A 23,096-nucleotide genomic window follows, 5' to 3' on the forward strand; every position below is an offset into this window, starting at 1 on the left:
GTGACCGAACGACCACCGCGCCCGAACGGTCGACCGCCTTCAGCGCGGTCGACCGTTCTGCAACGTTCAGCAAGTCTCCGCGCGGCACATCGACAACTGGCCTGCCGTATCGCGCAGTCCTGCGACGACCACCTCGACCGACGGCGCCATATGCGCGTCGATCCGGCGCATGTACGGGCAGGTCAGCACCGCGATCGCATGGCCGGCCGGGCCGAGAATCGGCGCGCTCAAGTCGGTCACGCCGTATGCCTGGCGGCTGTCCTGGCGCACGTAGCCGGATTGGCGAATGGACTGGCACGCGTGCGCGAGTTCCTGCTCGTTCATCGCGGCTTCGCCTTTGACCTTGCGATGCTCGGCCAGCATGTGCGCACGCTGCTCGGCACCCTGGAACGACAGCATCACGCGCCCCGACGCCGTATCGGCGAGCCCGACGCGCGAGCCGAGCCGCACCGACACGCCCCACGGGCCGGGGCCGTCCACCTGCGCGATCACGAGCAGGTTGCCGCGATCGTAGACGGTCAAGTGGCACGACTGTTCGGCCGCGTCGGCAAAGCGCTGCATCAGCGGCAACGCCTCGGCGATCAGCCGGTTCATCGGCGGATGCCGATGCGCGAGCGCGAACAGTTTCAGGCTGAGCGTGTAACGGTCGCCGCCGCTCGAGCGCATCACGTAGCGGCGTGCGACGAGACGCTCGAGCATCCGGTAGATCTCGCTCGCGTTGCGCCCGAGCTCCTTCGTGATTTCGGTGCGGGTGAGTCCTTCCTTCTGTTCCGACAGGAGTTCGAGAATGTCGAGACCCTTGTCGAGCGCGGGCGCGCGATAGCGGTCGGCTGCGCCCATCGACTCCCGTGCGTCGCTGCCGGGGAGCGGATTATTGGTCGTTTGCATCATGGGGTAGGAAGTCCGGGGATTGCCAATCGGTGGGCGACGCACGCTGGCCGGTTTGCACGCGGATTCGCGAAGCCGCACGCGGATGTGACTGCCATCCGCGCGCGCTCAACAACAAACGTCCAGTGAGCAATGCAGCGTCCTTTCACCGATCGTTACCCAGCAAGAACGGATTACATATCGTTCCCGATGACAGGGTCATAAGAAATATTCGCAATTCATCTTTCGGAGTCGACGGACGGTGGTTTTTGGCGTAAAGCCGAATGGTTCGGCGGGCCCGATGCTGCGGTGCAACCTCCGCGGGCGCACCAATAGTCGTTATCCGTCGCGGGCCATTTCACGGCGGGCCGCCGATGGTACAAAGAGCGGCGGGCCAGCGACGGCGTGGCCGCGCGTGAAGCCGGCCGGCACTGCACGGGCCGGCACGTGTCGCGGATGCCGGGCCGTCGTCGCCGATGCGCAGACCGGCGGCCGCCCGTTCGATGCGCGTCGCACTCCGGATGCGGCGCCGACGCGCGTCATCGACGATCGGCATTCAGTCCGGCGCGTGGCCACAGGCGGCTGCGTCGGCCGGTATCCTGTCACATTCGACAATAGAGGTTGAGCACGATGAAACTGCTTCGCTATGGCCCGTCCGGCCAGGAAAAGCCCGGTATTCTCGACGCGGACGGCCGGATTCGCGACCTGTCCGCGCACGTGCCGGATCTTGCCGGCGACGCGCTGTCCGACGCCGCTCTCGCGCGCCTGCGCGCGATCGACCCGGCCACGCTGCCGCTGGTCCCGGGCGAGCCGCGCATTGGCGCGTGCGTCGGGCGCATCGGCAAGTTCATCGGCATTGGTCTGAACTATGCCGATCACGCGGCCGAAGCCGGCATGCCGGTACCGAAGGAGCCGGTGGTATTCGGCAAATGGACGAGTTCGATCTGCGGTCCGAACGACGGCATCGACATCCCGAAGGGCTCGGTGAAGACGGACTGGGAAGTCGAGCTGGGCGTCGTGATCGGCGCGACCTGCAAGGACGTCGACGAGGCGCGCGCGCTGGATTACGTCGCCGGCTATTGCGTCGTCAACGACGTCTCCGAGCGCGAGTGGCAGATCGAACGCGGCGGCCAGTGGGACAAGGGCAAGGGCTTCGATACGTTCGGCCCGATCGGCCCGTGGCTCGTGACGCGCGACGAGGTGCCCGATCCGCAGCGCCTCGACCTGTGGCTCGAAATCGACGGCCACCGCTACCAGAACGGCAACACGCGCACGATGGTGTTCACCGTCGCGCAACTGATCGCCTACCTGTCGACCTGCATGACGCTGCAACCGGGCGACGTGATCACGACCGGTACGCCGCCGGGCGTCGGGATGGGCATCAAGCCGTCGCCTGTGTTCCTGAAAGCCGGCCAGACCGTGCGCCTCGGCGTCGAGGGGCTGGGCGAGCAACTGCAGCGCACGCGCGACGCGCAGTAGACCCGGCCGCGCCGTCCGACCGTCCGCTCGGCCACTGGCGCGATTGTTCGCGGTGGCCGTCGCGAACCGGACATCGATGCAGCAAAGACGAGGGCCCGATTCCGCGCGATGCGGAATCGGGCCCTTGTCATTCACCCGTGTCGGTGCGAACCGGATCAGACGACGTTGTCCAGCTCGCAATGGGCTTCGAGCCGATATCCGTCGGGATCGACGACGAACGCCGCGTAGTAGCCGGGACCGTAGTGCTCGCGTTTGCCTGGCCCGCCGTTGTCCTGTCCGCCATGCTGCAGCGCGGCGCGATAGAACGCGTCGACTTCCACGGGCGACGATGCGCGAAACGACAAGTGCAACCCGGAATCGGGATCGGCGACGACCGGACGCGCCGCGTGCTGCAACCACAGCACCGGTTCGCTGGTGCCGTAGCCGAGTGACCCGTCGTCGCTGTACAGCCGCTTGTAGCCGAGCGCGCCGAGCGTGCTGTCGTAGAACGCGCGGCTGCGGTCGATGTGGGCAACGCCGAACGAAAGGTGATCGATCATCTGTGGCTCCTTGGACTGAAGGGGGACGTCAGTGCGGCAAACCCGTTTACAGCCACCAGGCCAGCCGCTTGTAGCGAAGCGCGCCGAGCGTGCTGTCGTGGAAGGCACGGCCGCGGCCGGTGTGGACAACGTCGCAGGAAAAACGATCGATCATCTGTGGCTCCTTGAACTGAAGAGGGGACGTCAGTGCAGCAAACCTTGTTTAACCACCTTGATGGTTATGTTAGAAAGCGTCCGGATGCTTGTCAACCGGCATGGTGGTTAGATACGATCGCGTCATGAGCAAAACGCAACCTTCCGTCATGACGGACTGCCTGGTTCCGGCACCGTCCGAAACGCTGAGCATCGATTTCGCGAACACGCTGTATTGGCGCGGTGCCGACGCGCCGACCGAAACCTTCGGCACGCTGGACGACCTGCTCACATGGTGTCGCGAGCAGGCGGGCGTGCCGGCCGGCCTGGCCGATTTGTGTCGCGCACAGGTGACGGAGAAAGGAGGCGAGCCGGCGATGTTGGCGCGCGCGCTCGCGTTGCGCGAGGCGCTGTATCGGCTCTTTCACGCGCAAGCCGAGCGGCGCGAGCCGCAAGCCGACGATCTCGCGCTGCTGGGCGGTTTTCTGGCGGAAGCGGCGCCGCGCGTCGCGCTCGCGCGGATCGACGGCGGCTACGCGTGGCGGCTCGGGGCAGCGGACGCGACGCTCGCGGGGCTGCTGAGCCCGGTGCTGTGGTCGGCGACGGACCTGCTGGGCGGCACGCGGCTCGCGAAGGTCAAGCGCTGCGCGAACGATGCATGCCAGTGGCTGTTCATCGACGACAGCAAGAACGGCAGCCGCCGCTGGTGCTCGATGTCGTCGTGCGGCAATCGCGCGAAGGCTTACCGCCACTATCACAAGGCCGATTGACGGCAGCGCGCGCGCGGCATGTCATGCCGCCGCGCCCATTCCACCCACACCTATTTCGCCGACAACTTTCGCCACAGCGTCGTCTTGCTGATGCCGAGCATCGCGCATGCGCGATCGCGATCGCCGCCGCACGCATCGAGCACCGCGCGGATCTCGTCGGCTTCGGCGCGACGGCGACGCGCGTGGAGTGTCTGTGCGTCGTCGGTGTCGATCGCGTCGGGCGGCGCCGCGAACAACTCGGGCGCGATCGCCTGCAGCGCATCGGGCGTGAGCGCCGCGCACGCGGCGCCCGGATCGTGTTCGTCGACTTCCTCGGCCAGTTCCACCGCGATCCGCTCGACCACGTTCTGCAGTTCCCGCACGTTGCCGGGCCAACGGTAGCGCGCGAGCGTCGCCTGCGTCGCGTCGAGCACGCGCATCGCATCGCCGACTTCGCGTACGCGTTCGGCCAGCCGCGGTTCGCGCCGCGCGGCCTGCACGAGCAGCGTGGCCGCGAGCGCCGGAATGTCGGCGGCGCGCTCGCGCAGCGGCGGCAGGCCAATGTTCAGGATGTTGAGCCGGTAATACAGGTCCGCGCGGAATGTGCCGTCCTCGACTGCCGCGAGCAGCGGGCGGTGCGTCGCGGCGATCACGCGCACGTCGATGCGGATCGGCTCGGTCGAGCCGAGGCGGATCACCTCGCGCTCCTGCAGCACGCGCAGCAGCCGGCTTTGCAGCGATGGCGGCATCTCGCCGATCTCGTCGAGAAACAGCGTGCCGCGGTGCGCGGCCTCGAACAGCCCGGTCTTGCCGCCGCGCCGCGCGCCGGTGAACGCGCCTTCCTCGTAACCGAACAGCTCGCTCTCGAGCAGCGCCTCCGGAAACGCGCCGCAGTTGATCGCGACGAACGGATAGTTGCGCCGCACGGACAGCGCGTGCAGGCTCTGCGCGATCATTTCCTTGCCGGTGCCGCTTTCGCCGAGCACGAGGACGGTCGCGTCGGATTTCGCGTAGCGGCGCACGAGGTCGCGCACGCGCGCCATCGGCGCGGACGCGCCGACCACGTCGTCGAGCGTGAAGCGCGCCGCGAACTGCTGCGTGTTCGGTTGCGAGCGCAGCGCACGGTCGAGCCGTTCGACCGCGCGCGATTCCTGGAACGTCAGCACGCTGCCCGACGTGACGCCGCGATCGACCAGCGGCCCGCGATGCACGACGTAGCGCACGCCGCGCACGGTCGCGAGCGCGTCGCCGTCCTCGCCGCGCAGCGTGCGCAGCTCCGGACGCAGGTCGACGAGCGCGCGGCCGACGGCCGCCGCGGGTTCGACCCCGAGCGCCGACGCGAGCCGCTCGTTGATGGCTTCGACGCGACCGCGCGCATCGAGCGCGACCACGCCGTCGCGCAGGTGCTGCAACAGGTTGTCGAGCCGCTGGCGGCGAAACGCCTCGGCGTGCGTGGCGTACGCGACTTCGAGCGCCGTCTCGACCGCCTTGTGCACCGACGCGTGCGAATACAGAAACACCGCGCCCATGCCGGCGCTCGCCGCGAGATCGGTGACGAGGCCGGGGCCGACGATCGTCTCGATGCCGCGGTCGTGCAGGTCGTGCACGCAGGCTTCCGCTTCCTGCGCGGACTGATATGACGCAAACTGCACGTCGAGACCGTAGGCGGCGACGAAGCGGCGCACTTCGGGCGGCGTCTCGCCGGCGCTGACGAGCGCGATCCGCGATGCGTCGCGCCGCGCGCGCGCGAGCGCCTGCATCACGTCGAAACCGGTCGGCGACACCACCACGACCGGCACCTGCGCACGCGTTTTCAGGAAGCCGCCGTTCGAGCCGGCCGCGACGATCACGTCGGGCCGCGCGGTGCCGGCCTCCGCGATCGCGCTCAGCGCGTCTTCGTACGCGCGCGTGACGATGCGCACGTCGGCACGTTCGTCGAATTCGCCGGCGATCTCGCGAAACAGGTCGCGCAGGCGGCTGATGCCCATCGCCCAGATGCGCGGGCGAACGGTGCGGTCGGCCGGGCCGACGGGCTTGGTCGAGGAGAGGTCCATGGCGATCGATTATGCGCGCGCGATTTCATTTTTGAAACATGGAATTGCCGAATTGAAATCACCGGACGATTCGATGCACCTGCCGGTTGCTTAAGAATCAGTGGGTTAGCGGTGTTTCGCGAGCTGGCCCGGTCCTTGCTGTTGATGGGCATTCCTTCAGGAGGCCGTTCATGAGCAACACGCATCTTCAGAGCGCCGGCGCGAAATTCCGCGCGGCAGTCGCGGCCGAGCAGCCGCTGCAGGTGGTCGGCGCGATCACCGCGTACGCAGCCAAGATGGCGCAGGCCGTCGGCTTCAAGGCCGTCTACCTGTCGGGCGGCGGCGTCGCCGCGAATTCGCTCGGGATCCCCGATCTCGGCATCAGCACGATGGAAGACGTGCTGATCGACGCGAACCGGATCACCAACGCGACCGACCTGCCGCTGCTGGTCGACATCGACACGGGCTGGGGCGGCGCGTTCAACATCGCGCGCACGGTGCGCTCGTTCATCAAGGCCGGCGTCGCGGCCGTCCACCTCGAGGACCAGGTCGGCCAGAAGCGTTGCGGCCACCGTCCGGGCAAGGAAGTCGTGCCGACCGACGAAATGGTCGATCGCGTGAAGGCCGCGGTCGATGCGCGCACCGACGACCAGTTCGTGATCATGGCCCGCACCGACGCGGCCGCCGCCGAAGGGATCGACGCCGCGATCGAGCGCGCGATCGCATACGTGGAAGCCGGCGCCGACATGATTTTCCCGGAAGCGATGAAGACGCTCGACGACTACCGCCGCTTCAAGGCCGCCGTGAAGGTGCCGATCCTCGCGAACCTGACCGAGTTCGGCTCGACGCCGCTGTTCACGCTCGACGAACTGCGCGAGGCGAACGTCGACATCGCGCTGTACTGCTGCGGCGCGTATCGCGCGATGAACAAGGCCGCGCTGAATTTCTACGAGACGCTGCGCCGCGACGGCACGCAGAAGGCTGCCGTGCCGACCATGCAGACCCGCGCCGAGCTGTACGACTTCCTCGGCTATCACGCCTACGAGCAGAAGCTCGACGAACTGTTCGCGCAGGGCAAGAAGTAACGCGGCCCGCGCGCCGGGACACGGTTCCCGGAATGCTTTGCATGAAGCCGGAGCGCGCGCACCCGCGCCGCGCCCGGCCGACATGACACCCCGATACCCATTGGAGAACGGAAACATGAGCGAGACGAAAGACGCAGCAGCACCGGCCGCCGCAGGCGCATTCAAGCCGAAGAAGTCGGTGGCGCTGTCGGGCGTGACGGCCGGCAACACGGCGCTGTGCACGGTCGGCAAGACCGGCAACGACCTGCACTACCGCGGCTACGACATTCTCGACGTCGCCGAATCGTGCGAGTTCGAGGAAATCGCGCACCTGCTCGTGCACGGCACGCTGCCGAACCTGACCGAACTGGCCGCGTACAAGACCAAGCTGCGCGCGCTGCGCGGTCTGCCGAACGCGCTGAAGGCCGCGCTCGAGCAGATCCCGGCCTCCGCCCACCCGATGGACGTGATGCGCACCGGCGTGTCGGTGCTCGGCACCGTGCTGCCGGAGAAGGACGATCACAACCTGCCGGGCGCGCGCGACATCGCCGACCGCCTGATGGCGTCGCTCGGCTCGATGCTGCTGTACTGGTATCACTTCTCGCACAACGGCAAGCGCATCGAGACGGAAACCGACGACGACTCGATCGGCGGCCACTTCCTGCACCTGCTGCACGGCAAGACGCCGTCGAAGTCGTGGGTCGACGCGATGCACACGTCGCTGATCCTGTACGCGGAGCACGAGTTCAACGCATCGACGTTCACCGGCCGCGTGATCGCGGGCACGGGCTCGGACATCTACTCGGCGATCACCGGTGCGATCGGCGCGCTGCGCGGGCCGAAGCACGGCGGCGCGAACGAAGTCGCGTATGAAATCCAGAGCCGCTACAGCTCGCCGGACGACGCCGAAGCCGATATCCGCCGCCGCGTCGAGAACAAGGAAGTCGTGATCGGCTTCGGCCATCCGGTCTACACGATCTCCGATCCGCGCAACAAGGTGATCAAGGGCGTCGCGCACAAGCTGTCGAAGGAAGCGGGCGACCTGAAGCTGTACAGCATCGCCGAGCGCCTCGAATCGGTGATGTGGGACGCGAAGAAGATGTTCCCGAACCTCGACTGGTTCAGCGCCGTGTCGTATCACATGATGGGCGTGCCGACCGCGATGTTCACGCCGCTGTTCGTGATCTCGCGCACGTCCGGCTGGAGCGCGCACATCATCGAGCAGCGCGTCGACAACAAGATCATCCGCCCGAGCGCGAACTACACCGGTCCGGAAGACCTGCAGTTCGTGCCGATCGAGAAGCGCTGACACGCCCGCCGCGCGCACCGGCGCCCATGATGCGGGCTGCCGGCGCGCGCGGAACGTCTTACCCCGATTTCCGCCCCACATCATGAATACCGCCTACCGCAAACCCCTGCCCGGCACGTCGCTGGACTTCTTCGACGCGCGTGCCGCGGTCGAAGCGATCGCCCCCGGCGCGTACGACACGCTGCCGTACACGTCGCGCGTGCTCGCCGAAAACCTCGTGCGCCGCTGCGATCCGGCGATCCTCGCCGATTCGCTGAAGCAGATCGTCGAGCGCAAGCGCGAACGCGACTTCCCGTGGTTCCCGGCGCGCGTGGTGTGCCACGACATCCTCGGCCAGACGGCGCTCGTCGACCTCGCGGGCCTGCGCGACGCGATCGCCGAGCGCGGCGGCGACCCGGCGAAGGTGAACCCGGTCGTGCCCGTGCAGCTGATCGTCGACCACTCGCTCGCCGTCGAGTGCGGCGGCTTCGATCCGGACGCGTTCGCGAAGAACCGCGCGATCGAGGATCGCCGCAACGAGGATCGCTTCCACTTCATCGAATGGACCAAGCAGTCGTTCGAGAACGTCGACGTGATCCCGCCGGGCAACGGCATCATGCACCAGATCAACCTGGAGAAGATGTCGCCGGTGATCCAGGTGCAGGATGGCGTCGCGTATCCGGACACCTGCGTCGGCACCGACAGTCACACGCCGCACGTCGACGCGCTCGGCGTGATCGCGATCGGCGTGGGCGGGCTGGAGGCGGAGAACGTGATGCTCGGCCGCGCATCGTGGATGCGCCTGCCCGACATCGTCGGCGTCGAACTGACCGGCAAGCGCCAGCCCGGCATCACCGCGACCGACATCGTGCTCGCGCTGACCGAATTCCTGCGCAAGGAAAAGGTGGTCGGCGCGTACCTGGAATTCCGCGGTGCGGGCGCGGCGAGCCTCACGCTCGGCGACCGCGCGACGATCTCGAACATGGCGCCCGAATATGGCGCGACGGCCGCGATGTTCTTCATCGACGGCCAGACGACCGACTACCTGCGCCTCACCGGCCGCAGCGACGAGCAGGTGAAGCTCGTCGAGACCTACGCGAAGGCGGCGGGCCTGTGGGCCGACACGCTGGACGGCGCGCAATACGAGCGCACGCTGACGTTCGACCTGTCGAGCGTGGTGCGCAACATGGCCGGCCCGTCGAACCCGCACAAGCGGCTGCCGACGTCCGACCTCGCCGCGCGCGGCATCGCCGGCCAGTGGGAAGAGAAGGCGGGCGAGATGCCCGACGGCGCGGTGATCATCGCCGCGATCACGAGCTGCACGAACACCAGCAACCCGCGCAACGTGATCGCCGCGGCCCTGCTCGCGCGCAACGCGAACGCAAAGGGCCTCACGCGCAAGCCGTGGGTGAAGAGCTCGCTCGCGCCGGGCTCGAAGGCGGTCGAGCTGTATCTGGAAGAAGCGAACCTGCTGCCGGAACTCGAGAAGCTCGGTTTCGGCATCGTCGCGTTCGCATGCACGACCTGCAACGGGATGTCGGGCGCGCTCGATCCGAAGATCCAGCAGGAGATCGTCGATCGCGACCTGTATGCGACCGCCGTGCTGTCCGGCAACCGCAACTTCGACGGCCGCATCCACCCGTATGCGAAGCAGGCGTTTCTCGCGTCGCCGCCGCTCGTCGTCGCGTATGCGATCGCCGGCACGATCCGCTTCGACATCGAGAAGGACGCGCTCGGCCACGACCAGGACGGCAAGCCCGTCACGCTGAAGGACATCTGGCCGACCGACGAGGAGATCGACGCGATCGTCGCATCGAGCGTGAAGCCCGAGCAGTTCCGCAAGGTCTACGAACCGATGTTCGCGCGCACCACCGATGCGGGCGAGCGCGCGGCGCCGCTGTACGACTGGCGTCCGCAAAGCACGTACATTCGCCGTCCGCCGTACTGGGAAGGCGCGCTGGCCGGCGAGCGCACGCTCAAGGGCATGCGCCCGCTCGCGGTGCTCGGCGACAACATCACGACCGATCACCTGTCGCCATCGAACGCGATCCTCGCGAACAGCGCGGCCGGCGAGTACCTCACGAAGATGGGCCTGCCGGAAGAGGACTTCAATTCGTACGCGACGCACCGGGGAGACCACCTGACCGCGCAGCGCGCCACCTTCGCGAACCCGACGCTGATCAACGAGATGGCGGTCGTCGACGGCGCGGTGAAGAAGGGCTCGCTCGCGCGCGTCGAGCCCGAAGGCAAGGTCATGCGGATGTGGGAAGCGATCGAGACGTACATGAATCGCAAGCAGCCGCTGATCGTCGTCGCCGGCGCCGACTACGGCCAGGGCTCGTCGCGCGACTGGGCCGCGAAGGGCGTGCGGCTCGCGGGCGTCGAGGCGATCGTCGCCGAAGGGTTCGAGCGGATCCACCGCACGAACCTGATCGGGATGGGCGTGCTGCCGCTCGAGTTCAAGCCGGGCACGAACCGCGCGACGCTCGGCATCGACGGCACCGAGACCTTCGACGTGATCGGCGAGCGTACGCCGCGCGCCGACCTCACGCTCGTGATTCACCGCAAGAACGGCGAGCGCGTCGCGACGCCCGTGACGTGCCGCCTCGATACGGCCGAGGAAGTGTCGATCTACGAGGCGGGCGGCGTGCTGCAGCGTTTCGCGCAGGACTTCCTCGAATCGTCGCAGGCCGCCTGACCGGGCCACACAGGGACAACGCAAACATGGCTCACATTCCTCAAATCAGGATTCCGGCGACGTATATCCGCGGCGGCACCAGCAAGGGCGTGTTCTTCCGGCTGCAGGATCTGCCGGACGCCGCGCAGGCGCCGGGCGCCGCACGCGACGCGCTGCTGCTGCGCGTGATCGGCAGTCCCGATCCGTACGGCAAGCAGATCGACGGGATGGGCGGCGCGACGTCGTCGACCAGCAAGACGGTGATCGTGTCGAAGAGCACGCGCCCCGGCCACGACGTCGACTACCTGTTCGGGCAGGTCGCGATCGACAAGGCATTCGTCGACTGGACCGGCAACTGCGGGAACCTGTCGGCGGCGGTCGGCCCGTTCGCGATCAGCGGCGGGCTCGTCGATGCGTCGCGCGTGCCGCGCGACGGCATCGCGACCGTGCGCATCTGGCAGGCGAACATCGGCAAGACGATCGTCGCGCACGTGCCGGTCACGAACGGCGCGGTGCAGGAGACGGGCGATTTCGAGCTGGACGGCGTCACGTTTCCGGCCGCCGAAGTGCAGCTCGAGTTCATGGATCCGGCCGCGGAGGAAGAAGGCTCGGGCGGCTCGATGTTCCCGACCGGCAACCTCGTCGACGACCTCGCCGTGCCGGGCATCGGCACGCTGAAGGCGACGATGATCAACGCGGGGATTCCGACCATCTTCGTCGAGGCCGAGGCGATCGGCTATACGGGCACCGAACTGCAGGACGCGATCAACGGCGACCCGAAGGCGCTCGAGAAGTTCGAGACGATCCGCGCGCACGGCGCGCTGCGCATGGGCCTGATCGACACGCTCGACGAGATCGCGACGCGGCAGCACACGCCGAAGGTCGCGTTCGTCGCGAAGCCGGCCGACTATGTCGCGTCGAGCGGCAAGCGCGTGAACGCGGGCGACATCGACCTGCTGGTGCGGGCGATGTCGATGGGCAAGCTGCATCACGCGATGATGGGCACGGCGGCGGTCGCGATCGGCACGGCCGCGGCGATTCCCGGCACGCTCGTCAACCTGGCGGCGGGCGGCGGCGAACGCAACGCGGTGCGCTTCGGCCATCCGTCGGGGACGCTGCGCGTCGGCGCGGAAGCCCGGCTCGAAAATGGCGAATGGACGGTCACGAAGGCGATCATGAGCCGCAGCGCGCGCGTGCTGATGGAAGGCTGGGTGCGGGTGCCGGGGGATGCGTTCTGAGCGTGCCGCGGTTCGCGCGTGCAACCCGGCAGTGCTGAACCGGATCGATCCCTGCGAAGCGGACCCGCTGCGCAGGGATTTTTCGTTTGGCGCACGTGTGACGAAGGCTATTCGCTACGCAGTGTTTCGCATCGGTGGCCGTATCGGTGCGCCGAAGCACTAACGCTGGTCGACAGGAGAATCGTATGTCGCTTGGTGTCCCGCTTGCCGGCGTCCACATCGTCGAATTCGAAGGCCTCGGCCCCGGCCCGCTCGCGGGCTGGATGCTCGCCGGGATGGGCGCGCGCATCACGTTGATCGCGCGTCCGGCAGGCCGCACCAGCGCGCCGGACGCGCTGCAGGGCCGCGACGGCGACCTGCTGCGCGAAGGCAAGACGATCGTCGAACTCGATCTGAAGACGCCGGCCGGCCGCGACGCGGCGCTCGCGCTGATCGCGCAGGCCGACGCGCTGATCGAGGGGTTGCGGCCCGGCGTGATGGAGCGCCTCGGTCTCGGCCCGGACGATTGCGCACGCGAGAATCCGAAGCTCGTGTACGGACGGATGACGGGCTGGGGCCAGGACGGACCGCTCGCGGCGGCCGCCGGGCATGACCTGAACTACGTCGCGCTGACGGGGCTGCTGTCGCTGTCCGCGCCGCGCGATGGCCGGCCCGGCGTGCCGCCGACCGTCGTCGGCGATGCCGGCGGCGCGCTCGGGCTCGCATTCGGGATCGTCTGCGCGCTGTTCGACGTGCGCGGCGGCGGGCCGGGGCGCGTGGTCGACGGCGCGATCGTCGACATCGTGTCGATGCTCGGCTCGCTCGCGTTGTGGGCACGCGCGAACGGGCAACTCGATGGCGCGCAGCCGAGCCTCTTCCACGATGCGCCGTTTTACGACGTATATCGCTGCGCGGACGGCGAATGCGTGACGATCGGCGCGCTCGAGCCGCCGTTCTACGCGCTGCTGGTCGAGCGGCTCGGGTTGGGCGATGTCGATCCGGCGTCGCAGTATGACCGCGCACGCTGGCCGGCGCTGAAGGCGCGCTTTGCGGAGGTGTTCGCGCAGCAGCCGTCCGCGCACTGGCGCGCGCTGCTCGAAGGCACCGACGCGTGCTTCGCCCCGGTGCTGAGCGTGGCCGCTGCGGTCGAGCATCCGCACATTGCGGCGCGCGGGATCTATCGAACTGACGAGAACGGGAACGTGCGGGCGCGCGTGGCGCCGCGGTTTCTATCGTTGCAGGATGATGACGCGGGTTGACGGAGCCGGTGCGCGGGGCTTGTCGCCGCGTGTGCTCCGCCGTGTCGAGCGATATCGGCCGCTTACGCCGTTTCCTCCGGCGCATCCGGCATCTTGCCGTCGCCGACGCGGTTGATCGTGCCTTGCGCGATCGCGACGAGCCGCTCGTGATCGCCGTCGATGACGAACACATGACACTGGCAGGTCGCCTGATGCCGGCCCGCGTAGACGACCTTCGCGCGCGCGACGAGCGTGCCGTTCACGGCCGGCCGCAGGTAGTTGATCTTGTATTCGGCGGTGATGACGCGCGGGCCGAGCACGAGCGCGCCGGCGAAGGTCAGCGCGTTGTCGGCGAGGTAGCCGATCACGCCGCCGTGCACGAAGCCATGCTGCTGCCGCAACTCTTCCCGCACGGGCAGGCACAGCGACACTTCGTTGTCGCCGATATGCATCAGCTCCGTGCCCAGCAGCATGCTGAACGGTTGCGCGCGCAATGCGCCGCGCGCGTGGTCCGTGATGTCCGTCATCGACTGCCCTCGCAATGCGTGTCCGCTTGCGCTGAACTCTAGGAAGGGGGCTGCGGATAAGCAAGGAAATTCGTCCGCATTTCGCGCAACGGCCGGCGCGATGCGACGCGATTACTGCGCCGAACGCGCGCGTTGTCCTCGTTTGCCGGCGATTCGACGGGGATGGCGGGGACTGGCCGGGCGCCGCTTGCCGGATGTTCCTAAAGTCCGACGAAGAAATGCCGCTAATGCCGGGGCATTGCTCCATCGTCGCCTCTCCAGGAATCTCCCCCATGTTCGGAAAAATCAAGCTCGCGTCGGGTCTGCTCGGCGTGTTGACCGTGTTTTGCCTCTTTCTGTTCGCGATCGAGGCGCTCGGCTTCTGGGCGCTCGCATCGACGCGCAGCGGCGTCGACGACCTGTCGAACGTCGCGATCGCGCAGGTCGACGCGGCCAGCCAGGCGACCGAGGGCCTGCTCGACGCCCGCGTGAACCTGTCGCGCGCGGGCACGCGGATGGTGCGCGGCGGCCCGAAGCCCGACGAGATCATCCGCCATGCCAGCGCTTCGCTCGCCGAAGCGGACAAGGCGTTCGCCGCGCTGACGGCCGCGCAGGCCGTCGACGCGACGAACCGCGCGCGCGTGGCGGTGCTCGTCGAGCGCTATCGCGCGCTGCGCGGCGCGCTGGGCGAACTCGTGCAGTTCCTCGACGCCGACAACATCCAGGCGTTCCTCGACCAGCCGACGCAGGGCTTCCAGGACGCATACCTCGCCGAACTGCACCGCTTCGCCGACTACGGCGCCGAGTCGAGCCGCGACGCGCTCGCCACGATCGATAGCGGGATTCAGTGGTTCAAGTGGGTCGGCATCGTGCTGCTGGTGGCGATGCTCGCCGCGAGCGCGGCGATTTACGCCGCCGCGCGGCGCGCGGTGGTCGCGCCGCTGGACGAGGCCGGCCGCCATTTCGAGCGCATCGCGCAGGGCCGGCTCGACGAAGCCGTGCGGGCGGGCGGCGTGTTCGAGATCGACCGGATGTTGCGCGGCCTTGCCACGATGCAGGCGAGCATCGCGGACACCGTGCGCACCGTGCGTCACGCGTCCGACGCGATCCACCTCGGCGCGGGCGAGATCGCCGGCGGCAACGCGGACCTGTCCGCGCGCACGGGCACGCAGGCCGCGTCGCTCGAGGAAACCGCCGCGAGCATGGAGGAACTGACCGCGACCGTCCGCCAGAACACCGACAGCGCGCGTGCGGCCAGCGCGCTGGCCGACGCGGCGCTCGACGCGACGCGCCACGGCGGCGGCGTGGTCGACAGCGTGATCGACCGGATGCGCGGCATCGCCCAAAGCTCCGGGCGCATCGCGGAGATCATCTCGGTGATCGACGGCATCGCCTTCCAGACCAACATCCTCGCGCTGAACGCGGCGGTCGAGGCCGCGCGGGCCGGCGAGCAGGGCCGCGGCTTCGCGGTGGTCGCGGGCGAAGTGCGCTCGCTCGCGCAGCGCAGCGCGCAATCGGCGAAGGAAATCAAGGCGCTGATCGAGGAGTCGGTCACGCAGATCGACGGCGGCTCGGAACTCGTCGAACGGGCCGGCGACGCGATGCGGACGGTTTCGGCGTCGATCACGCGGGTCGTGCAGACGATGTCGGAGATCACGGCCGCGTCGGTCGAGCAGAGCGTCGGCATCGAGCAGGTCAATCAGGCGGTCACGCAGATGGACCAGCTGACGCAGCAGAACGCGGCGCTGGTGGAGGAAGTCGCGGCGGCGGCCGCGTCGCTGAACGACCAGACCGCGCACCTGATGCAGGCGGTGTCGGTGTTCGAACTGGGCGACGCGCGCGCGGCTCGCGGTGTTCGCGACGCGCGCGCGTCGTCGTCGTTTGCCGGCGCCGGTTACGAAGCGGCGGGCAGCGCCGCGTAAGCGGTCGCGAGGTGGTAGGGCGTCGTCGACGGCATGTCGGCGCGCGACACCTGCCCGTCGGCCGTCTTGCACTCGAACCAGCCGCGCGGATGCAGGAAGCGCGCGGCGAAGCGCTCGATCTGCTGCGCGAGCGGTGCGGAGGCCGGCGTGCCGCCGTGCGTGGCGAGCGCGCGCAGGTATTCGGTCTGCGCCCAGATCCGCTGCGTGCCGTCGATGCATGCGCCTTGCGCGTCGACCGCCGCGCACACGGCGCCCGTCTGCGGATCGATCCCGTGCTGCTCGGCGAACGCGAACGCGCGCGCGAGCGCGTCGGGGAGTCCGGTTTGCGCGAGGCGCGCGCCGGCCGCATCGACCAGATAGAACCATTCGAACTGATGGCCGGGCTCGAAGCGGTTGTCGGCCGCCCCGAGCGGCAGTTCGGCGACGCAGCCGGTCGCCGTATCGACGAACGTGCGCTCGACGGCCTGCGCGGTGCGCACGAGCGCATCGTCGAACGCCGCGTCGCCGAACGCATCGGCGGCCGCGAGCCATGCTTCGGTCAGGTGCATCAGCGGGTTCTGCAGCGCGCCGCTGCCCGACGACGAGAAGTCGGCGTGACGCGCGGCGTCGAGCAGCGCGTCGCCCGGCTGCGGCGCGAAGCGGTCCTGGATCAGCGCGGCGGTGTCCTCGGCGACCGTGCGCGCCGCGGCGTCGCCCGACGCCGCATGCCATGCGGCACACGCGAACACGACGAACGCGTGCGTATAAAGGTCCTTGGTCGTGTCGAGCGGCGCGCCTTGCGCATCGACGCTGTAGAACCAGCCGCCGTGGCGTGGGTCGCGGAAGCGGCGGCACAGCGAGTCGAACAGCGTGGCCGCGTGCACGGTGTGGCCGGCCTGCGCGAACACGAACAGTTGTCGCGCGCATGCCATTGCGCGATAACGGGTGACGGGCAGCGGTGCATGGGTGGCCGGATCGACGGCCTCGAACGGCAGCCGCAGCGTCTGGTCGAACCCTGAACCCTGCCAGATGGGCAGGATGACGTGCGCAAAATGGTCGCGCAATCGGGCGGCCTGGGCGGAAGCGGAATCGGGAACGGACATGGCGGGGTTGAGCGCTTGGATCGAATTGAGTCGGCGCGGAGCGGCGCGGCCGGGGCCAAGGATAAACCATTCCGCGCGGCAGTCTTCAAAACGGGAGAGAAATCGGATGCTCGGCAACCTGGAACTCGTGATGCGCCTGGTCCTCGCGGCGGCGCTCGGCAGTGTCATCGGCTTCGAACGGGAGCGCCTGTCGTGGGCGGCCGGCCTGCGCACGCACATGCTGGTCTGTGTCGGCTCGACGCTCATCATGATCGTGTCGGCGTTCGGTTTCGCCGATGTGCTGGGCAGCAGCGACCACATCGTGCTCGATCCGTCGCGGATCGCCGCGCAGGTGGTCTCGGGCATCGGTTTCCTCGGCGCGGGCTCGATCCTGCTGCGCGGCGAGATCGTGCGCGGGCTGACGACGGCCGCGAGCCTCTGGTCGGTCGCCGCGATCGGCCTCGCGGTGGGCGGCGGACTGTACGTCGCGTCGATTTCCGCGACGATCATCATCCTGATCATCCTGGCCGGCATCAAGCCGCTCGAGCGCCGCTACTTCACGGTGCGGCAGCGGCGTCAGCTCGCGCTGACGGTGGTGGGCGGCGCGTTGACGTTCGATTCGCTGCACGCGGCCCTCGGCCCCGACAGCGCGCGCGTGAAGCAATTCATCGTGCAGCGCGCCGACGACACGGGCGAGCACGACGAGGTGCGCATCGCGCTCGGGCGCGTGTCGGATCTCGAATACCGCGCGATCTGCGACAAGCTGCGCGGGCTGTCGTGCGTGACGCGATTCGAGGAAGGCGGCGGGCTGTCGGGTGACGAATAGACGGCATCCGATCGGCCGGATCGGCGATCGGTCATGCGACAATGGCCGGTCACTGATTCCGTTCGACATCCGGTTCCGCGTTCGCGGACCTGTAATCCGACTCCATGACCGAATCCGTTTCCCTGCCTCGCTCCCGTTCCCGCTCCGACCGCTCGTCGGCCCGTTCGCGTCCGCGTTCCGTCGCGGCCGCGGCAGACACTGCCGCCAGGGCGACCGCGCGGTCCGGCAACGCGACGGGCGGCGATGCGCCGCGGGACGAACGCACGCTCGACCTGTTCGGCGATCCGGTGCTCGAGCCGGCTGCGCGTGGGCCGGTGGTGTCGCGCGATGACGGGGCGGTGGATGCCGACACGGTGGCCGCCGTCGCGGACAGCGATGACGGCGGTCGGCAGGCGACGCTGGATGGATTCGGCACGCCGGGCGCCGACGGCGGGGCCGTGGCGAAAACGACGGCGCCTGCGTCGACGCGTGAACGCGGCGACGTGGCCGATGCCGATGCAACGAAGCCCGGCGAGGCGCGGCTGCTCGATGGTGTCGTCGCGACGGCAACCGGCGAGCCGGCAACCGACGGCAGCCAGGTGAAGACCAGCGGCGCGGCGGAAGCAGGCGACGCGGCCGGGACGCACGCCGATCGTTCGACGGCGAATGCCGGAGCGGCGGAAGGTGCGGTCGATGCGGTCATCGGCGACCGACTCGTGAAAGCGAGCGATGAGCCCGAAGGCGCCGCCGTGCCGGCCACACGCGACGAAGCAGTGCGAACACCCGGCGAGACTACGAAGGGGCGTCGCGCAGCCGCCGGCGGCAAGCGCCGTGCTGTCGCTGGCGCACGCGAAGCGGCAGCGGCGCGTGGCGCGCCGGAAGTGGCCGCCGTCGACGCGGCGTCGGAAGTGACCCCGGCGCAGCACCTTGCGCCATCCACTGAACGGTCGGCGACCGCCGAACCGGCCGAGCCCGCAGTTGCCGCGCGTGCCCATGACGCCACGCAAGCAGCCGCGGCGCCGGCCGCGCCGTTCGCGCAGCCTGTTGCGTCCGCGGCGTCGTTCGTGACGAAGCCGTCGGCGGAACGTGCGCAACCGGCCACGTCGAGCGCGTCGGCCTTCGATCCCGACACGCAACTGCGCCCGCTGTCGGACCGGCTCGCCGCGCTGCAGGCCGAGACGGCCGGCATGAAGCAGGCGGCCGATCGCGAGATGCGTCGCGTCAACCGGCTGCTGCTGGCGCTGGCGATCGTCGTGTTCGCGGGGCTCGTCGCGCTGGTGCTGCAAACGCGGCAAATCGCGCACCTGAAGCAGGAAGTCGACGCCCGGCAGCAGCGGATCGACCGGCTGGCTGCCGACCTGTCGACGCAGCAGGCAACGCTGATGACGCTCGCGGAACACCACGAAGCGATGCTGTCGCAGGTCGACCGGCTGCAGCGCAATGCGAACCGCGAGGCGGCGGCCGCGAAGCGCATGCGTCGAACGCGCTAAATCGTCCGACCCTACCTGCAAACCCCGGCGTGACAAGGCGCGTCGGGGCGTGCCGTCGATCGGCGGTGGCGCGGGTGCGGCAAACTGATGCGGTGAGCTGGCAGAGTTCAGGGAAAACCCTTAGAATGGCATCCATCTAAGGGAAAACCCTAGAATCATCTGTCAGGAGTCTCACATGAGCTTCATTCTTGCCCTGCTGCAAAAGATCGACGACCTGTTCGTCTCCCCGCACCTGCCGCTCGACGCGGAATATTCGTACGCTGCACGTCACGCCGAAGCCGAGCGCGTGCGTCGTGCGAACCGCGTTCCGACCGTCCTGTACCGTCGCTGATTCGCTGATTCGCTGATTCGCTGATTCGCTGATTCGCTGATTCGCTGATTCGGCGCGGCGCTCGCCGCCTCTGCCTGCCCGTTTTCCACCGCCGCATCGCGCGCCGGTGCGACCGTCCCGCTACACTGGAAGTCCGACTTCCCTCGCGACACCCGGGCCATGCTGCAGATGCGGCCGATGACGGCCGGTGAATTCCACGCATACCGCACGCGCGCCATCGACGGCTACGCGCGCGATCTCGTGTCATCCGGGCAGAACGCCACCGACGACGCGCAGACCCGCGCCCGCGCCTGCTTCGATACGCTGCTTCCCGATGGCCTGCTCACTTCCGGCCAGACGCTCGTTCAACTGATCGACGCCGCCAGCGGCGACACGGTGGGCGACCTCTGGTACGCGATCGTGCCCGAAGGGCCGAACCGTACGCTGTTCATCTACGATCTCGACATCGTCCCGACCCGGCGCCGCCAGGGCTGGGCCACGCGCGCGCTCGATGCACTCGAGGCCGAGGCGCGCCGTCATGGCGTCACCGAAATCGGGCTGTCGGTGTTCAATCACAACACGGCGGCCCGTGCGCTGTATCGGGCGTGCGGCTTCGTGCCGATCACGACGACGCTGATCAAGCCGGTCGTCCAGGGCTGAGGCCCGCACGCGCGCGTCGGTGACGCGAGTTGTCGTTTTTTCCGGCCGCCTTCCGATGATCTGTCCCGACGCAGCGCATGCAATTTGCGCCCCGCCGGACGGCAAGCGATTCCCGATACGACAAGCGCCGGGCCGTCCATCGAACGGCCCGGCGCTTGTCGTGGCCCGCATCAGCGTGCGCGGCCTTTCCATCTCCTCAGCAGCAGCGCGTTCGTCACGACGCTGACGCTGGAGAACGCCATGGCCGCGCCCGCGATCACCGGATTCAGCCAGCCGAGCGCCGCGAGCGGCACGCCGATCAGGTTGTAGACGAACGCCCAGAACAGGTTCTGCTGGATCTTCCGATACGTCCGCTTCGAGATGTCGATCGCATCGGCGACGAGCGCCGGGTCGCCGCGCATCAGCGTGATGCCGGCCGTATGCATCGCGACGTCGGTGCCGGTCGCCATCGCGATGCCGACGTCGGCCGCGGCGAGCGCGGGCGCATCGTTGATCCCGTCGCCGACCATCGCGACGATTCCGCCGTGCGTGCGTTTCAGTTCGGCCACCACGCGTGCCTTGTCGTCGGGCAGCACCTGCGCATGCACTTCGCCGATCCCGAGCGTCGCCGCGACGGCCGCCGCGCTGCCGCGGTTGTCGCCCGTGACGAGCACGCTCGCGACGCCACGCGCCGACAGTGCCGCGATCGCGTCGCGCGCGCCCGGCTTCACGGTGTCGCCGAACGCGATCAGCGCGAGCAGCGCGCGCGGCGCGTCGGCACGCATCAGCCACGAGATCGTGTTGCCCGCGCGCTCGAGTTCCCCGGCACGCGCGTCGAGTTCCGGCGGCACGACGATGCCGAGTTCGTCGCGCCAGCGGGTGCTGCCGAGTGCGAGACGCTCCCCGCCGACGCGCGCCTCGACGCCGCGTCCGGCCACCGCGCGTGCATCGGCCGCGACGACCTCGGCCGCGACGATCTCGGCCGAACCCGCGCCGCCGCCGCGGGCCACGACGTCCGCATCGTGCGCGGCGACCACGGCGCGCGCGAGCGGGTGGTCGCTTTGCCGCTGGACCGCGGCCGCGAGAGCGAGCGCTTGCTCACGTGGGATGCCGACGGCGTCGAATGCCGTCACGGACGGTTTGCCTTCGGTCAGCGTGCCGGTCTTGTCGAACGCGATCACCGTGCTGCGCTGCGCGAGTTCGAGCGCCAGGGCGTCCTTGATCAGCACGCCGTGGCGGGCCGCGACGCCGGTGCCTGCCATGATCGCGGCGGGCGTCGCGAGGCCGAGCGCGCACGGGCACGCGATGACGAGCACCGCGACCGCGTTGAGGATCGCCGTTTCGATGCCGGCGCCGGCGATCAGCCAGCCGGCCAGCGTCAGCACGGCGATGCCGAGGATCGCCGGCACGAACACTTCGCTGACGCGATCGACGAGCCGCTGGATCGGCGCCTTTTCCGCCTGCGCGGATTCGACGAGGCGGATGATGCGCGCGAGCGTCGTCTCCGCGCCGATCGCGGTGGTTTCGACGACGAGCGCGCCTTCGCCGTTGATCGAGCCGGCCGTGACCGGATCGCCGTCTTCCTTCGGCACCGGCAGGCTTTCGCCGGTGATCAGCGATTCGTCGACGTGCGAGCGGCCCGACGCGATCCGGCCGTCGACGGGCACACGCTCGCCCGGACGGATGCTGACGGTCGTGCCGATGCGGACCTGCGCCAGCGGCACGTCGCGTTCGACGCCGTGCTCGACGACGCGCGCGCGATCGGGGCGCAGCGCGTTCAGCGCGCGGATCGCCTCGGTCGTCTGGCGTTTCGCGCGCGCTTCGAGCCATTTGCCGAAGCGCACCAGCGTGATGATGACGGCCGATGCCTCGAAATACAGATGGCCGGGGTGCGCGGGGTCGCGCAGCAGCATCCACAGGCTCAGGCCGTACGCGGCCGACGTGCCGAGCGCGACGAGCAGGTCCATGTTGCCAGTGCGTGCCTTCACCGCATGCCAGGCGGCGCGGTAGAAGCGTGCGCCGAAGCCGAACTGGACGACCGACGCGAGCACGAGCTGCAGCCAGCCGGGCAGCATCGCGTCGATGCCGAACGGCGCGACGAGCATCGGCACGATGAGCGGCACGCTCAGCACGGCCGAGCCGATCACGAGATTGCGTTCGCGGATCGCTTCGCGGCGCTTGCGGGCGTCGGGGGCTTGCGCGGGTTCGGCGGCGCGGGCTTCGGCGTCGGCCGAGGCGTCCGCGTCCGGCGCAACGGCGAGCGACGCCCGATAACCGGCCGTCGTGACCGCCGCGATCAGCGTGGCGGCGTCGAGCGCGCCGGCGCCATGCACCGACGCGCGTTCGGTCGCGAAATTGACCGATGCGCGCGTGACGCCAGGCACGGCGGCCAGCGCCTTTTCGACGCGGCCGACGCAGGATGCGCACGTCATGCCGCCGATGTCGAATTCGAGATCGCGGGAAGCGGCCGGAGGCGGCGCGGCGACCGGTGTCGCGCCGTAGCCGGCTTGCCGCACGGCTTCGGCCAGTTGCGACGCGGAAACGTCCGGTGCCGCGTCGACGGTCGCGCGCTCGGTGGCGAGGTTGACGGATGCGCGCGCGACGCCGGGCACCTTCGCCAGCGCTTTTTCGACGCGCGACACGCACGACGCGCAGGTCATGCCGTCGATGTCGAGTTCGATGCCGGCGGCGGGCGCGGGCAGTGCGCTCGCCGGCGCTGCGGGCCGGGCGGTCGCGTGCATCGCGTGCTCGACGTGCGCGGACGCAACGGCTTCGACCGCCGCTTCGCGCACGGCGGCGTGATAGCCGGCGGCGTCGACCGCGGCGACGAGCTGCGCGGGCTCGACCGTGTCCTGCACGGTCACCGTCGCCGCATGCGCGTCGAGATCGACCGCCGCCTCGACGACGCCCGGCACGGCGGCCAGCGCACGCTGCACGCGGCCCGTGCAGCCGCCGCAATGCATGCCGTCGATGGACAGTTCGATCGTTTGCATGTCGGCGGAGGCGAGTGGTTCAGTCATGTCGGATTCCCCAAAAGCGCGGTTCGTGCCGCGAATGACGCCAGTATCAACATTCCCATG

The 23,096-nt window shown here is 69.1% G+C and carries 18 protein-coding genes; 12 read left to right on the top strand and 6 right to left on the bottom strand.

What is annotated here, in order from left to right; genetic code table 11:
* Nucleotides 1-66: 66 nt before the first annotated feature.
* Entirely contained in the window at nt 67-891 is an 825-nt protein-coding gene (locus tag WS46_RS03345; RefSeq protein WP_179949117.1) for an IclR family transcriptional regulator, read from the bottom strand.
* Nucleotides 892-1,497: 606 nt separating this feature from the next.
* On the opposite strand from WS46_RS03345, the gene WS46_RS03350 reads away from it, so the two are divergent.
* On the top strand, nt 1,498-2,346 hold the full coding sequence (locus WS46_RS03350) for an ureidoglycolate lyase (RefSeq protein ID WP_059689284.1): 849 nt from the start codon (nt 1,498-1,500) through the stop codon (nt 2,344-2,346).
* A 155-nt stretch (nt 2,347-2,501) separates the two neighbouring features.
* On the opposite strand, the gene WS46_RS03355 is transcribed toward WS46_RS03350, so the two are convergent.
* Complete coding sequence (locus WS46_RS03355; RefSeq protein ID WP_059689285.1) at nt 2,502-2,885, bottom strand: VOC family protein; 384 nt, start codon at nt 2,883-2,885, stop codon at nt 2,502-2,504.
* A gap of 254 nt (nt 2,886-3,139) precedes the next feature.
* Here WS46_RS03355 and WS46_RS03360 point away from each other — a divergent pair, with 254 nt between their 5' ends.
* Complete coding sequence (locus WS46_RS03360; protein ID WP_059689286.1) at nt 3,140-3,787, top strand: ABATE domain-containing protein; 648 nt, start codon at nt 3,140-3,142, stop codon at nt 3,785-3,787.
* Nucleotides 3,788-3,837: 50 nt separating this feature from the next.
* On the opposite strand, the gene prpR is transcribed toward WS46_RS03360, so the two are convergent.
* The gene (gene prpR / locus WS46_RS03365; protein WP_059689287.1) at nt 3,838-5,820 is read right to left on the bottom strand and encodes a propionate catabolism operon regulatory protein PrpR; all 1,983 of its coding nucleotides are present in this window, start codon (nt 5,818-5,820) and stop codon (nt 3,838-3,840) included.
* 170 nt (nt 5,821-5,990) lie between these two features.
* Between prpR and prpB the strand changes: the two genes are divergently transcribed.
* The 5 genes from prpB (at nt 5,991) to WS46_RS03390 (ending at nt 13,304) form a co-directional block, all read left to right on the top strand.
* Nucleotides 5,991-6,884 (top strand): methylisocitrate lyase, encoded by an 894-nt coding sequence (gene prpB / locus WS46_RS03370; RefSeq protein WP_044845010.1) that lies wholly within the window; start codon nt 5,991-5,993, stop codon nt 6,882-6,884.
* 115 nt (nt 6,885-6,999) lie between these two features.
* On the top strand, nt 7,000-8,172 hold the full coding sequence (gene prpC, locus WS46_RS03375) for a 2-methylcitrate synthase (RefSeq protein WP_059448941.1): 1,173 nt from the start codon (nt 7,000-7,002) through the stop codon (nt 8,170-8,172).
* An 82-nt stretch (nt 8,173-8,254) separates the two neighbouring features.
* Nucleotides 8,255-10,849 carry a Fe/S-dependent 2-methylisocitrate dehydratase AcnD gene (acnD, locus tag WS46_RS03380; protein WP_059689288.1) on the top strand — a complete coding sequence of 865 codons (2,595 nt, stop codon included), beginning with the start codon at nt 8,255-8,257 and terminating at the stop codon, nt 10,847-10,849.
* 26 nt (nt 10,850-10,875) lie between these two features.
* Nucleotides 10,876-12,066 carry a 2-methylaconitate cis-trans isomerase PrpF gene (gene prpF / locus WS46_RS03385; protein WP_059528759.1) on the top strand — a complete coding sequence of 397 codons (1,191 nt, stop codon included), beginning with the start codon at nt 10,876-10,878 and terminating at the stop codon, nt 12,064-12,066.
* Nucleotides 12,067-12,251: 185 nt separating this feature from the next.
* Entirely contained in the window at nt 12,252-13,304 is a 1,053-nt protein-coding gene (locus WS46_RS03390; protein WP_059689289.1) for a CaiB/BaiF CoA-transferase family protein, read from the top strand.
* Nucleotides 13,305-13,366: 62 nt separating this feature from the next.
* Here WS46_RS03390 and WS46_RS03395 read toward each other — a convergent pair whose 3' ends face one another.
* Entirely contained in the window at nt 13,367-13,810 is a 444-nt protein-coding gene (locus tag WS46_RS03395) for a PaaI family thioesterase (RefSeq protein WP_059467287.1), read from the bottom strand.
* A gap of 272 nt (nt 13,811-14,082) precedes the next feature.
* Here WS46_RS03395 and WS46_RS03400 point away from each other — a divergent pair, with 272 nt between their 5' ends.
* On the top strand, nt 14,083-15,711 hold the full coding sequence (locus tag WS46_RS03400; protein WP_059689290.1) for a methyl-accepting chemotaxis protein: 1,629 nt from the start codon (nt 14,083-14,085) through the stop codon (nt 15,709-15,711).
* On the opposite strand, the gene WS46_RS03405 is transcribed toward WS46_RS03400, so the two are convergent.
* Nucleotides 15,684-16,793: an AGE family epimerase/isomerase gene (locus tag WS46_RS03405; protein ID WP_059689291.1), complete on the bottom strand. Its 1,110-nt coding sequence runs from the start codon at nt 16,791-16,793 to the stop codon at nt 15,684-15,686. The genes WS46_RS03400 and WS46_RS03405 overlap by 28 nt on opposite strands.
* Before the next feature lie 106 nt (nt 16,794-16,899).
* On the opposite strand from WS46_RS03405, the gene WS46_RS03410 reads away from it, so the two are divergent.
* The 4 genes from WS46_RS03410 (at nt 16,900) to WS46_RS03420 (ending at nt 20,037) form a co-directional block, all read left to right on the top strand.
* Nucleotides 16,900-17,598, top strand: a complete 699-nt coding sequence (locus WS46_RS03410) for an MgtC/SapB family protein (protein WP_059528748.1) — start codon at nt 16,900-16,902, stop codon at nt 17,596-17,598.
* 104 nt (nt 17,599-17,702) lie between these two features.
* Nucleotides 17,703-19,067, top strand: a complete 1,365-nt coding sequence (locus tag WS46_RS03415) for a hypothetical protein (protein WP_059689292.1) — start codon at nt 17,703-17,705, stop codon at nt 19,065-19,067.
* Between the two features lie 175 nt (nt 19,068-19,242).
* On the top strand, nt 19,243-19,398 hold the full coding sequence (locus WS46_RS35920; protein WP_175908567.1) for a hypothetical protein: 156 nt from the start codon (nt 19,243-19,245) through the stop codon (nt 19,396-19,398).
* A 159-nt stretch (nt 19,399-19,557) separates the two neighbouring features.
* The gene (locus tag WS46_RS03420; protein WP_059528743.1) at nt 19,558-20,037 is read left to right on the top strand and encodes an N-acetyltransferase; all 480 of its coding nucleotides are present in this window, start codon (nt 19,558-19,560) and stop codon (nt 20,035-20,037) included.
* Between the two features lie 170 nt (nt 20,038-20,207).
* Here WS46_RS03420 and WS46_RS03425 read toward each other — a convergent pair whose 3' ends face one another.
* On the bottom strand, nt 20,208-23,036 hold the full coding sequence (locus WS46_RS03425; protein ID WP_082725249.1) for a heavy metal translocating P-type ATPase: 2,829 nt from the start codon (nt 23,034-23,036) through the stop codon (nt 20,208-20,210).
* Between the last annotated feature and the right edge of the window lie 60 nt (nt 23,037-23,096).

Origin of the sequence: Burkholderia sp. RF4-BP95 (assembly GCF_001521985.1) — a bacterium.
Lineage (GTDB): Bacteria > Pseudomonadota > Gammaproteobacteria > Burkholderiales > Burkholderiaceae > Burkholderia > Burkholderia diffusa.